The organism is Chitinophaga sp. sic0106 (assembly GCF_019219075.1).
Taxonomy (GTDB): Bacteria; Bacteroidota; Bacteroidia; order Chitinophagales; family Chitinophagaceae; genus Chitinophaga.
The window spans coordinates 345,531-359,363 of the sequence record NZ_JAHUWJ010000007.1; the positions used below are offsets into that span (position 1 = coordinate 345,531).

Genomic DNA, 13,833 nt, shown 5'->3' on the forward strand with positions numbered 1-13,833 from the left:
AATTACACTATCAACCATGCAATGTACAGGCACGCACATATCCTATCTACATACTTGCCACCGCAAACTTTGGCTATTTGAAAATGGCATTCGAATGGAGCATACTTCAGAAATAGTTGCGGAAGGAAAATTCATTGCGGACACCACCTACTTGGACAGAACCAGAAAGTATACGGAATTAGCTATTGAGGGGATTAAAATTGATTATTATGATATCAAAAACAGAGTTGTACACGAAGTAAAGAAATCTGATAAGATAGAACAGGCACATTTGGCTCAGGTAAAATACTATTTATATATTTTACATAAAAATGGAATTGAGTATCCCTCTGCCATAATTGAGTACCCAAAGCTGAAGCAACGGGAGTTAATTGAATGGAATGACAGTTATGTAGAAACCTCTCAGAAATGGGAACTAGAAATTGAAAAAATTGTCGGGACCGAATATTGCCCAGCTCTGATTAAAAAAAATATTTGTAAAAACTGCTCCTACTTTGAGCTTTGCTATATCAATGAAATATGAAAAAGAGTTATTACCTGTTTAATCCTGGCAGAATGAGTCGAAAAGACAACACATTGAAGTTTACCCCAACGAACGAGGATGGACATGAGGGCCCACCTAAATATATACCCATTGAAGGGGTAAGCGATTTGTATTGTTTCGGAGCACTGGATGCTAACAGTGCTTTATATAATTTTCTAGGAAAAGAGCAAATCGCGGTTCATTTTTTTGACTACCATGAGCACTATACTGGCAGCTTTATGCCCAAAGAGTATTTACTTGCGGGTAAAATGCAAATAGAGCAAACAAAGCATTATGGAACTAAATCAAAACGCCTCTCGATTGCCCAAAAATTTATCGAAGGAGCGGCATTTAACATCCTTAAGAACTTAAGATACTACCATTCCAGAGGAAAAGATCTCTCCGCCATCATATCTACTATTGAGGAATATAGTGGTAATATTTCTGACACTACTGATATTGATGCTTTAATGGGATTGGAGGGAAATATCAGGCAGGTATACTACGAAGGCTTCGATATAATACTAAATGATTTTGCCATGAATGGCCGAAGCAAAAGACCACCTAAGAATGAAGTCAACGCTCTTGTTTCATTTGGAAATATGATGTGTTATGCGTTATGCTTAGGACAAATCTATCATACACAACTAAACCCCACAATCAGCTTTTTGCATGAACCTGGCTATAGAAGATATTCTTTAGCCCTGGATATTGCCGAAATATTCAAACCAATTCTTGTTGACAGGACCATTTTTAAAGTATTAAATAAGAAGGAAATCCAACCTAGTGACTTTGACTCTCATTTAAATGGTGTCGTACTGAAGGATGCAGGTAAAAAGACTTTTGTTAGAGCATTCGAAGATCGGTTAAATGAAACTATAAAGCACAGATCCCTTAATCGCAATGTCAGCTACAAGCATTTGGTAAAATTGGAATGTTATAAGCTCACCAAACATCTACTGAGTATGGAAGAATATAAACCATTTAAAGCATGGTGGTAATCTATAATATCGTTCAGTCATTTTGTTATTTTTTTTAATATGTATATCATCTTAGTATATGACATTAGTGAAAAAAGGGTTGGAAAAATGCTTAAGTTATGCAGGAGATACCTGAATTGGATTCAAAACAGTGTATTTGAGGGTGATATCACAGAGGTTGGTTTAAAGGAATTGAAGTATAAGGCGAAACAAATTATGAATACCGGAGAAGATAGTATCATTATCTTTAGTAGTAGAGATGCAAAATGGCTTGATAAGGAAATAATAGGTCAGGAAAAAAACAAGCTAGATAATTTTCTGTAGTTGTCGGTGACTAAAAAAATGTTTACTATGAGTTCTTTGACATAATCAAAATACTTACGATATTGAACCTAGTAAAGGGATTTTGCAGGTTGTCGACACCTACTGTATTTCCCGTTATTTGGGGTCGACGACTTTTATTACAAAAAATTTGATAATCTGAGTTTTAAAAGCCTTATCCATAGGCTTTTTTTTATTGTCGAAATGACGGCTCTTAATCGGACAATAGTTGAATTGAAATAAAAATTCATCACCTACGATTTATCCAGCAAAAATATGCTCTTAATCGGACAATAGTTGAATTGAAATAATATTCCGAAATGCGCTTCACCTAGTCACATTCGAACTCTTAATCGGACAATAGTTGAATTGAAATAAATCTCTACCGGGAGTAATATTTTATATTTTGCCCTCTTAATCGGACAATAGTTGAATTGAAATAGGAATCATTAATACAGGTTCAATTAACTCAGGTACTCTTAATCGGACAATAGTTGAATTGAAATAATGGATAGAGTATAAGAAGGCTATCAAAAAGCCTTCTCTTAATCGGACAATAGTTGAATTGAAATTATAATCACATCCCCGGTGTCATGTATGCTAATAATGCTCTTAATCGGACAATAGTTGAATTGAAATTGGCGTAGAAACGCCGAGGCTACTAACTATATGCCTCTTAATCGGACAATAGTTGAATTGAAATCTTATTTCTACACTGTCATATGATCTGTTTATTTGACTCTTAATCGGACAATAGTTGAATTGAAATAATGGTAAGTATACATTTATACATACAGCAAATGCTCTTAATCGGACAATAGTTGAATTGAAATTTCTAAAATGAACGAGCTACAGAGAGGCCTTGATTTTCTCTTAATCGGACAATAGTTGAATTGAAATAATACGAACCGTCAGGATCATCACGCCTCTATACCTCTTAATCGGACAATAGTTGAATTGAAATATGTGCAGAATCTGTGGTTTTATTATTCATTAATTAAACTCTTAATCGGACAATAGTTGAATTGAAATGTTCTTCCAGTGATGGGAATGGTAATACAGGAGACGTCTCTTAATCGGACAATAGTTGAATTGAAATGGTGATAAATTATTTGATTCACTTCAGCAAAGGGCTCTTAATCGGACAATAGTTGAATTGAAATTAGGCCAGGCTATTGTATATTACTTGGAACAAAAACTCTTAATCGGACAATAGTTGAATTGAAATATCTTTATGACACAAGGCTAATAATGCAATGTAACTCTTAATCGGACAATAGTTGAATTGAAATATGTTAATGGGCCTACCTTACCATCTGGGTCTAAACTCTTAATCGGACAATAGTTGAATTGAAATATAGTAAGACTCGCCGAATACCCATACACCAGAATTCTCTTAATCGGACAATAGTTGAATTGAAATTATCTTGTTTTGTTTTGCATTCGGAAATTTGCACGCTCTTAATCGGACAATAGTTGAATTGAAATATGCTAAATATCCCTTATATCTCTCCTTTAAATCTCTCTTAATCGGACAATAGTTGAATTGAAATATCAAGCGGAATACACTATTTCATGTAATACAAATGCCTCTTAATCGGACAATAGTTGAATTGAAATATCAAAGATAAATTTTGGTTTTTTTGTAAGAAAACTCTCTTAATCGGACAATAGTTGAATTGAAATTGTATTAGTCTTTAGCAGGCACAGCCCATTTTTTGGCAACTCTTAATCGGACAATAGTTGAATTGAAATAGGACGATTTGATTCATTTTGTGTTGGTAGATTCATCTCTTAATCGGACAATAGTTGAATTGAAATCCTTATCTAATACCTCAGAAGGAATAACATATTCTTCCTCTTAATCGGACAATAGTTGAATTGAAATAACAATTGCATCAGTAAGGTATTCATCCAGTAACTTCTCTTAATCGGACAATAGTTGAATTGAAATACGATTTCAACGCCTGCAAGTCCAACCTGAAGGTTCTCTTAATCGGACAATAGTTGAATTGAAATAGTACCCCTGATGCTATTTTAAGCGCTGAAGCCGTGGCTCTTAATCGGACAATAGTTGAATTGAAATATCATCGGACAGGAATTTATCTGCAATGGCAAGACGCTCTTAATCGGACAATAGTTGAATTGAAATGTCATAATAGTGCCGCCAGCTGCTACCAGCTGCTGGGTCTCTTAATCGGACAATAGTTGAATTGAAATAACGGAATCGTTTAAAGATACAGCCGCATTTGAACACTCTTAATCGGACAATAGTTGAATTGAAATAACTGTACAGCCTTTTTCTTCAGTGTAGAAAATGCGCTCTTAATCGGACAATAGTTGAATTGAAATAGGTATTAATGATTCAGAAACGCATGATTTGCGTTCCTCTTAATCGGACAATAGTTGAATTGAAATATATATCCTCAAACGAGTAATTTGGCGTAAAAGTGCTCTTAATCGGACAATAGTTGAATTGAAATTATTATCAGCCTCCTACCTGGTTAGCGGTGTTAGTCTCTTAATCGGACAATAGTTGAATTGAAATAGCACTTTGAACGATTCTACTATGGCATTCAGTGCGCTCTTAATCGGACAATAGTTGAATTGAAATCACGGTGGAAGTCACAACTTACACCAGGGCGAAACCTCTTAATCGGACAATAGTTGAATTGAAATAATGTAGATATTGTAAACCTTATAGCCACTCAAGCTCTTAATCGGACAATAGTTGAATTGAAATATTGAAAATGGTCTTATCCTTAAACAGAAGATCCATTCTCTTAATCGGACAATAGTTGAATTGAAATTCCAAGTATGGGTCAATTATTTGACGTCTGTCAACCTCTCTTAATCGGACAATAGTTGAATTGAAATAGTAATGTTACATCCATTTTAACCATATCCCTTTGCTCTCTTAATCGGACAATAGTTGAATTGAAATTAGCATTCGACAATGGCGGCGAGCGCGGCATTGTGCTCTTAATCGGACAATAGTTGAATTGAAATCAGTATTTTTCTACCCATTCCCGGCCTTCAGTAATAACTCTTAATCGGACAATAGTTGAATTGAAATTAAAGATGATTCATTATGACAATTGAAACGTGGAATACTCTTAATCGGACAATAGTTGAATTGAAATATCATGATCGTAAGGGCATTTTACAGCGTTATTAAAACTCTTAATCGGACAATAGTTGAATTGAAATATTAAGGCCCGTAATAAATTGTCAAAGGAAAACATAGCCTCTTAATCGGACAATAGTTGAATTGAAATAATCATCTACTGCTCAAATGGATCTTCTGTTTAACTCTTAATCGGACAATAGTTGAATTGAAATAACATAATGATTGCTATGGAAATGTCTACCAGGATGCAACTCTTAATCGGACAATAGTTGAATTGAAATATCTTACATCTGATCAGGCCACGGGGATATTGTCTACCTCTTAATCGGACAATAGTTGAATTGAAATACATATTCTATAGATATTTCTTCATACGTGAAGTACTCTCTTAATCGGACAATAGTTGAATTGAAATTGTATAGCCATTTGAGCTAACAATACAGTAAAGTCTTCTCTTAATCGGACAATAGTTGAATTGAAATTATTATGAGCCAGGACCGCTATATCAGTAAATTGCTCTTAATCGGACAATAGTTGAATTGAAATATACTCATGAGTAAGAATTTAGGCGACAATGTTACCCTCTTAATCGGACAATAGTTGAATTGAAATTTTTCTAATATATTTCCCCTTTTCAGGAACTCTTCCTCTTAATCGGACAATAGTTGAATTGAAATAAGAAGCAGGACCGATAATAGACCAGGTTTGGGCGCTCTTAATCGGACAATAGTTGAATTGAAATAATAAAACTTACTTCAGGAAAATTTTCTTAGGCTCGCTCTTAATCGGACAATAGTTGAATTGAAATATAGTTCATACTGGTACTTAGCAGCATCGTAAACGACTCTTAATCGGACAATAGTTGAATTGAAATATAAAAAACTTGTACAGGTTACAAATCCTGTAGTCTCTTAATCGGACAATAGTTGAATTGAAATAGCTGTGTGTACTGATACAGACCTTCCCTGAATACCTTCTCTTAATCGGACAATAGTTGAATTGAAATAAACCACGGCCGCGCTGCTGTGGCAGATAAATATTTCTCTTAATCGGACAATAGTTGAATTGAAATAGACGGAACACCGGATAGGGATGGTCATCAAATGCTCTTAATCGGACAATAGTTGAATTGAAATAGTTCTCCTGGCTAACAGCGTCGTCTGTGGCTATGTCTCTTAATCGGACAATAGTTGAATTGAAATAACAAATCATCTGGGAAAAACACCTTAATGGGGAATCTCTTAATCGGACAATAGTTGAATTGAAATCAGTTGTAAATAACGAAGCTTCCTGGGGTACCAGTGCTCTTAATCGGACAATAGTTGAATTGAAATCTGTCTTACGATAGCCAGAGGAGGTCCTTGCTTGTTCTCTTAATCGGACAATAGTTGAATTGAAATAAGCATCTACTGCTCAAATGGATCTTCTGTTTAAGGACTCTTAATCGGACAATAGTTGAATTGAAATCGGCCTGTGCCTTTAGGGCTGCAATTTCTGCTTCCTCTCTTAATCGGACAATAGTTGAATTGAAATACTGAGCTAACCGGTAATATATTTAGGTTTCTAGGGTACTCTTAATCGGACAATAGTTGAATTGAAATAACTCTCGCGCAGGCCGGGTGTGTCCGCGCAGACTACTCTTAATCGGACAATAGTTGAATTGAAATTAGGTTCCCTTCTACCTGCAATCTGGAGGCGCGTGCCTCTTAATCGGACAATAGTTGAATGAAATACTAAACAAGGAATCGAATACCACCCGCTTGATGTGGCTCTTAATCGGACAATAGTTGAATTGAAATGCGGTACTTCCAGAAGTTCGCGCATAAACAATAGTTGAATTAAAACATAAATACCCCCCTAAGTTGGTCATTTTTATTAAGGCTCTTAAACCTCACGCCTAAACGCCATCATTATAGAGTAAATTACAGCGTAAAAACAAAAGACCCGCGCTGCGCGCAGGTCTTCAGCCTTATCCAGTGATCCCGCTGGGACTCGAACCCAGGGCCCATACATTAAAAGTGTATTGCTCTACCAACTGAGCTACGGAATCATTTCGGGAGTGCAAAAGTATAAAAATTCTCATCACTTCCAAAAAAATTTCAATAAACAATTTTAACCCCGGCGTTGTAAAAGGTAAAACAGTCAGCATGCTCGCAAACCCAGGACAACCTGTCAACGTCACCACGCTCGAAAACTTCTTCCCCGGGTACTTTGCACTCGTAATGGCCACCGGCATCGTTTCTATCGGACTGCACCTATGGTCATACACGCAACTGGCGCATATTTTCCTGGGGATAAACGTGCTCTTCTACGTGCTGCTATGGATCATCCTGATTGCGCGCATTATTAAGTACCCAATAGTCGTGTGGAACGATCTTCATCACTCTGCCAGGGGCGTTACCTTTCTCACGCTCGTTGCCGGCAATAATGTGCTGGGGAGCCAGGTCGCGCTCATCACCGGCCGGATGGATATTGCGGAATTGTTATGGATATTAGGTTTCGCGCTATGGGTATTACTGATTTACACCTTCTTTCTGGTCAATATCATGAAGGAGCCGAAGCCTTCGCTGGAACAGAGCATCAACGGCGCCTGGCTGCTGATAGTGGTGTCCACGGAGTCGGTGGCGGTGCTGGGCGCTATCATTGCCAACAGCAGCCACCTGCACTGGCTCATCTGGTTTGTATCGCTTTGCACCTACATGACCGGCGGCATGTTCTATTTTGTGCTGATAGGACTAATCCTGTACCGCTGGCTGTTCTTCAGCATGAAAGCGGAAACCCTCACACCGCCCTACTGGATCAATATGGGCGCTGTGGCTATAATCACGCTTGCAGGGGCGCGACTGGTAATGTACGCCAACGCACACCCCATGCTTACCGACTGGGGCGGCTTCATACGTGCGTTCACGATGTTCTTCTGGGCATTCGCCACTTGGTGGAATCCTTTGCTGTTCATCATGTTCTTCTACCGCCACTTCATCGCCGGCGTACCCCTAAAGTACGATCCCCAGTACTGGTCCATGGTTTTCCCCCTGGGCATGTACGGCGTGTGTACGTTCGCGTATGCCAGCGTCACTAATTTCTCCTTCCTCAAACCTATTTCAGCTTTGTTTGTTATAATAGCTTTAGGTACCTGGGTGATCGTTATGATCGGTTTGTTCATCGACTTCTTTCAACAACGAAAAGCCAAATATGCAGCACTCGCTAAATAAAAAAGCAGCCGTTATCGCACTCATTGCTACCGTCATCTGCGTAGTAGTATCGTTTTATGGCTCACGTAAACTGCAGAATTTCGACCCTGCCCTCATCGCTTACCTCTTCGGAACACTGTTTGCCCTGTTCGGAGGCATCTACCGCTATTGCGTATGGCTGCAGCGCCCTCCCACCTGGATGTACTTCAAACGCACCTGGCAGCTGGCATTCACCGGAAAAATATTCGCACACATTTATTCCCTGATCGCGGATGCAGTGAAAAATCTGCTGTTCCAGTCCTTCATATATCCCAGAAGCAAGAAACGCTGGATCGCCCACTTCATGCTGGCGTCCGGCTGCCTCGCTGCTTTTGCGATCACCATTCCCCTCACCCTCGGATGGATCAATTTCACCCTCGACCCCGCTTCTGCACTCGATCCGGGCACTACTAAACTATATGCCGCCAATTTCTTCGGGTTTAAGGTCATGAACTTCAAACTGGGATCTGTAATGGCTTTTCTCATATTCCACGCACTCACCTGGTGCTCCTGGTTTGTTATCGCAGGAGCAGTTGTTTTTTTAGTGAGAAGATTAACCAACGCCGGGCTCATTGCCACGCAAACCTTCGAAGGCGACCTGCTCCCACTGATCTTACTGATTATTATTTCCGTAACGGGCCTGGGACTAAACTTCAGTTACGCCTTCATGAAAGGCATCGCCTACGATTTCATGTCGGTTACACACGCCATCGCCGTTATCCTGTTCCTGGTATGGATTCCCTTCGGTAAATTCTTCCATATCATCCAGCGCCCGGCTCAAATCGGCGCACACATATACCGCCGCGAAGGCGAAAAGAAAGGCATGGCCGTTTGCCCGTATACTGGTGATAAATTCACCACCCAAATGCATGTGGACGACCTTAAAACTGTGACCAAACAGCTGGGATTCGACTTCACCCTGGAAGACGGCACCTCCCACCTCGACTATAGCCCGGAAGGTAAACGATCCCTGCTGGCAAAAGCACACCTGAAAGCCAGACAGGAAGGAGGTAACCTCTTCGGTTAAACGATAAAAAATTATAGCATGGCCAAACAACCAACATCCACGGATAAAATTATCAACGACTTTGGTCCTCATCTCAACTACGCACCTCAGGAAGGATACGCAGGCAGGGATGAACCCGATGCCACCGTCAAAACACACTGCTGCTTCTGCGGCATGCAATGCGGTATACAACTGCTGGTAAAAAACAACAAAGTGGTAGGATTTGAACCCTGGATGGAATTCCCCTTTAACCAGGGAAGACTCTGCCCTAAAGGCGTACAACGCTACCTCCAGGATAATCACCCGGACCGCCTCCTCGAACCATTGGAACGCATTGAAGGAACAGGATTTAAACCCATCGCCTGGGACAACGCACTCAACAGAGTCACCACCGCCATCAGGGACATACAAGCCAAATACGGTAAAGACGCATTCTCCGTACTTTCAGGCGTATCCCTCACCAACGAAAAAAGCTACCTCATGGGCAAGTTCGCCCGCGTAGCCATCAAAACCGCTAACCTGGACTATAACGGAAGACTATGCATGGTAAGCGCCGGCGCTGGTAATAAAAAAGCATTCGGACTCGATCGCGCCTCCAATAATTATGAAGACCTCGAACACGCCGAAGTCATCATCGTCACTGGCGCCAACGTCAGCGAAACATTTCCCACCCTCACCTACTGGCTATGGCGAGCCAGGGATAACGGAGCCAAACTCATCGTCATCGACCCAAGGGTAATACCACTGGCACGTACCGCGGATATACACCTGGACATCAAGCCAGGCACGGATTCTGCCCTATACGGCGCCATGCTCAAATACCTCGTGGACCACAACCTGCTGGACCACGACTTCATCAACCAACATACCACCGGCTTTGAAGATACCATCGCCGCCGTGAAAGACTATACGCTCGAATGGGCCGAAAGCATCACCGGCATCAGCAAAGAAAAAATCCGGCAGGCAGCTGAACTATGGGGCAAAGCTAAAACCAGCTTCCTCCTCCATGCACGCGGTATCGAACACCACTCCAAAGGCGTAGAAAACGTCCTCGGCTGCATCAACCTCGTACTGGCCACCGGCCGCATAGGCCGCCCCTACTGCGGCTACGGCACCATCACCGGACAAGGCAACGGACAAGGCGGCCGCGAACATGGCCATAAATGCGACCAGCTCCCCGGTAACCGCGATATCACCAACCCGGAACACCGCAAATACATCGCCGGCGTTTGGAATATCCCCGAACCGGAACTGCCCGGCAAAGGCCTCACCGCATGGGAACTCATTGAAGCCATCCACCGCGGCGAAGTAAAAGGTCTGCTCTCCATCTGCTTCAACCCACTCATATCATTACCCAATAATAACTACGTAAGAGAAGCACTCGAAAAACTCGAGTTCTACGTGTGCATCGATTTCTTCCTCAGCGAAACCGCCCGCTACGCCGATATTGTGCTAGCAGGCTCCCTCCACGAAGAAGAAGAAGGCACCGTCACCACTGCCGAAGGTCGCGTGGTACGTATCCGCCGCGCCGTTACCCCTCCCGGCAACGCCCGCGCAGATACTGCTATTATCCTCGACCTCGCCGCACGACTCGGAGAAAAGGAACGATTCACCTACGCTAACACGGAAGCGATTTTTAATGAACTACGTGTAGCCTCTAAAGGTGGTACGGCCGACTACTACGGCATCACCTACCAAAAGATCGAAGATAACATGGGCATCTTCTGGCCATGTCCTACCCTCGATCACCCGGGTACACCGCGACTCTGGGAGGATTATAAATTCGCCACTCCCGACGGTAAAGCACACTTCAACCCGGTGGAATTCCGGGAACCATCCGAGGTAACGGATAGCGAATACCCGGTAGTACTCACCACCGGCCGCGTAGTATCACAATACCTCAGCGGTACACAAACCAGACGTATCGGCAAGCTGGTAGACCTCATACCGGAACCTCTCCTGGAAATACACCCGGAACTGGCCGCCAGATACAATATCCGGCAGCGTGAAACGGTAAGAGTCACCACACGCCGCGGCACAGCCGATTTCCCGGCCAATATTGTAGAAACAATCCGCAAAGACACAGTATTTGTCCCCTACCACTGGCCAGGGAGAAAATCTGCCAACCAGCTCACCATCGGTACGCTGGACCCGGTATCAAAAATTCCGGAATTCAAAGTATGCGCCTGTAAACTGGAACCACTGGGCGTTTTCACGAAGCCCGGCGAAACACATGCATTCGACAGTATCTGATTCACGCTATAAAGGTTATTCTGATGGAAACTACCGCCTATAAAACAGAAATGGAGTTCTTCGTAGACATGCAACGCTGCATCGGCTGTAAGGCCTGCGAAATGGCCTGCGCTGAATGCGAAACCAATGGCCATGAAAGTATGATCCACGTCAACTACGTGGAGCGCGCCGTTACCATTCAAACCACCGTACAGGTATGCATGCACTGCGATGATCCGGTATGCGCCAAAGTATGCCCCGCCGATGCTATCGCCAAAGACGATTTCGGTGTGGTTCACAGCGCCAACAACGCCCGCTGCATCGGGTGCTCCAACTGCGTGATGGCCTGCCCGTTTGGCGTCCCTAAGAAAGAAGAAAAGTATGACATGATGATGAAATGCAACATGTGCTATGACAGAACCAGCGCCGGCAAAAAGCCCATGTGCGCCACCGTATGTCCCAGCCAGGCACTGTTCTACGGCACACGGGAAGAAATCAGCCGCATGCGCCCCAACAGCACACCGGTGAATAAATTCATCTTTGGAGAACAGGAAGTTACCACGAAAGTAAATATCATGATGCCCAAAGGCAGCACCCATCTGAAAGTACATTAAACCGATCCGTATGTCCGACAATATCGAAAACGCACCGCATTGGAAGGAAGACTTTCCGATTGAAAGAACGGAAGCCACAAAGGTGAGCCGCCGCGACTTCGCCCGGTTCCTGTGCCTGGTTTCCGGTGGACTGGTGGCCGGAAGCGCTTATGTGGCCGTAAAGGCTAACTTCTTCCCGGAAAAAGAAATAGAAGGAGAACACTTTGTATGTAAGGCCGACAGCGTACCTGTTGGCGGCACACAATCGTTTGTGATTCCAGGCAGCACCATTCCCTACATTCTTATCCGCCTGGAAAACGGTAACTGGAGAGCGTATGAACAGAAATGCACCCACCTCTCCTGCGCAGTGTACTATAAACCCGGCTCCGGACAGGTGGTATGCCCCTGCCATGAAGGCTTCTTCGATGCCATGACAGGCGAAGTGCTGGCAGGTCCGCCACCGCGGCCACTACCAGCACTCGAAGTAATTTTAAAAAACGAAGATGTATATGTTAAAGCCGCTAAATCACAAACGACATGAGTAACTTCAAAGACGCACAAAACAAGGCACATCCCAACAAATCAAATACACTGATGTCGGCGCTCATTTGTATCCTGATCCTCAATGTCAGCATACAAATCTGGTTGCTGTATACCGGCCTTAACAATGCGCTTGGGAATAACAAAGAAATCGCGTTGCCCGCTTTCCTGGCTTCATTGGTCCTCTTCCTCATCGGATTTTTCTGGTTGTATTTTTTACCAATGGGCTACAGGAAGAAATAATTACGGTCGCCAGTTGTCAGCACCTTGCAACACCAGTTCTTTTGTATAAACGGCCGATTCCTTTCTGGTTAAGCCTTTCAGCCCTGCCCAGTTAGCCCGGTTTTGCATAGCAGCGCCTTTGCCCTTGTTGTTGTACTCATACAAATGCAGACTATCACTTGTAGCCGCATAAGGCATACGCCAGGTGGTGGGCCAGCCCTTTGGATCAATCTCCTCCCCTAACTCGGAATTCAGAATAGCTACTTTGGGATAGTTATGCCAGGGCCTTCCCAGCGCTATCAGCTTGCCGTCATCCCCCTTGCGTGGACTTGAAGCTGCATAGGTGAACTTACACTTATTAAACACAAAGCCATATAATTGCTTACCCGGAGTAGACGGCGCCGTTATCCAGCCTCCGCCATAGCTGCGGATTTCGCAGGATTGAAAATATACGATTCCACCACCATAAATATAATCCGTACGACCCAGCACCAGACATTGGTCAAAGTAGCTGCGCATCCCGTCTGCAGCGGCATACACCGTATCCTGGTAGCCCAGCAAATTACATTTCCGGAAAATAATACGATCGCCACGCAGTGTGATCGCCAGCGCCTGCCCCACCGGACCCGCAGTGTTGGAAATGGTTAAATTCTCCCCCACAAAATCATTTCCCAGGATAGTGAGCGTAGCAGATGTACGGATCAGATCTGGATTATCTTTCCACAACGCCCAGGACGCTGCCGGACATTTGTTGCCTGACTCCGGACTCTGACAATCGTAAATATGATACCTGATAATCGTTTGCTCCCGGCTCTCCCCCACCATTCTGATGTTGTTTTTACCTGCCGGTACAATTAGTTTCTCTGTATCATAAAGGCCATTCTTAATATAGATGATCGTTTGTTCGTTCGCGTTATCCGGCACGGCGTTAATCGCCTGCTGGATGCTGGCATAATCTCCACTGCCATCTTTGGCCACTACCAGTTTTTTAGCTGTAGCGGTAAAGCAGGACACTAACAATAAGATTCCTGCTGCAATTATTCTCTTCATACAACC

Annotated in this window: 10 protein-coding genes, 1 tRNA gene and 1 CRISPR repeat array; of the genes, 9 read left to right on the top strand and 2 right to left on the bottom strand. The window is 43.1% G+C overall.

Annotated elements, in window-relative coordinates:
- Positions 1-16 precede the first annotated feature (16 nt).
- Genes KW844_RS13325 through cas2 form a run of 3 tightly spaced genes read left to right on the top strand, consistent with a single transcriptional unit; the run spans position 17 to position 1,827 of the window.
- Positions 17-523, top strand: coding sequence for a CRISPR-associated protein Cas4 (locus tag KW844_RS13325; RefSeq protein ID WP_218377231.1), 507 nt, complete (start codon positions 17-19; stop codon positions 521-523).
- Positions 520-1,524, top strand: a complete 1,005-nt coding sequence (gene cas1b, locus KW844_RS13330; RefSeq protein ID WP_218377232.1) for a type I-B CRISPR-associated endonuclease Cas1b — start codon at positions 520-522, stop codon at positions 1,522-1,524. Before KW844_RS13325 ends, cas1b begins: the two co-directional genes overlap by 4 nt.
- A 39-nt stretch (positions 1,525-1,563) precedes the next feature.
- A complete protein-coding gene (gene cas2, locus KW844_RS13335) occupies positions 1,564-1,827 on the top strand; it encodes a CRISPR-associated endonuclease Cas2 (protein ID WP_218377233.1) in 264 nt (87 codons plus the stop codon).
- Between the two features lie 208 nt (positions 1,828-2,035).
- Positions 2,036-6,753: a CRISPR direct-repeat array (repeat unit 30 nt; unit sequence CTCTTAATCGGACAATAGTTGAATTGAAAT).
- A gap of 178 nt (positions 6,754-6,931) precedes the next feature.
- Here the strand turns inward: cas2 and KW844_RS13340 are convergent.
- Positions 6,932-7,004: transfer RNA gene (locus KW844_RS13340), tRNA-Lys, on the bottom strand.
- A gap of 97 nt (positions 7,005-7,101) precedes the next feature.
- Here KW844_RS13340 and KW844_RS13345 point away from each other — a divergent pair.
- Genes KW844_RS13345 through KW844_RS13370 form a run of 6 tightly spaced genes read left to right on the top strand, consistent with a single transcriptional unit; the run spans position 7,102 to position 12,798 of the window.
- On the top strand, positions 7,102-8,166 hold the full coding sequence (locus tag KW844_RS13345) for a tellurite resistance/C4-dicarboxylate transporter family protein (RefSeq protein WP_218377234.1): 1,065 nt from the start codon (positions 7,102-7,104) through the stop codon (positions 8,164-8,166).
- On the top strand, positions 8,147-9,211 hold the full coding sequence (locus KW844_RS13350) for a hypothetical protein (RefSeq protein WP_218377235.1): 1,065 nt from the start codon (positions 8,147-8,149) through the stop codon (positions 9,209-9,211). The genes KW844_RS13345 and KW844_RS13350 overlap by 20 nt, the downstream gene beginning before the upstream one ends.
- A gap of 18 nt (positions 9,212-9,229) precedes the next feature.
- Positions 9,230-11,443, top strand: coding sequence for a molybdopterin oxidoreductase family protein (locus KW844_RS13355; RefSeq protein ID WP_218377236.1), 2,214 nt, complete (start codon positions 9,230-9,232; stop codon positions 11,441-11,443).
- Positions 11,444-11,466: 23 nt separating this feature from the next.
- Positions 11,467-12,036: a 4Fe-4S dicluster domain-containing protein gene (locus KW844_RS13360; RefSeq protein ID WP_218377237.1), complete on the top strand. Its 570-nt coding sequence runs from the start codon at positions 11,467-11,469 to the stop codon at positions 12,034-12,036.
- 10 nt (positions 12,037-12,046) lie between these two features.
- Positions 12,047-12,556 carry a Rieske (2Fe-2S) protein gene (locus KW844_RS13365; protein ID WP_218377238.1) on the top strand — a complete coding sequence of 170 codons (510 nt, stop codon included), beginning with the start codon at positions 12,047-12,049 and terminating at the stop codon, positions 12,554-12,556.
- A complete protein-coding gene (locus tag KW844_RS13370; RefSeq protein WP_218377239.1) occupies positions 12,553-12,798 on the top strand; it encodes a DUF6755 family protein in 246 nt (81 codons plus the stop codon). Before KW844_RS13365 ends, KW844_RS13370 begins: the two co-directional genes overlap by 4 nt.
- Here KW844_RS13370 and KW844_RS13375 read toward each other — a convergent pair whose 3' ends face one another.
- Positions 12,799-13,827 carry a pectinesterase family protein gene (locus tag KW844_RS13375; protein WP_218377240.1) on the bottom strand — a complete coding sequence of 343 codons (1,029 nt, stop codon included), beginning with the start codon at positions 13,825-13,827 and terminating at the stop codon, positions 12,799-12,801. It abuts the gene before it with no gap.
- Between the last annotated feature and the right edge of the window lie 6 nt (positions 13,828-13,833).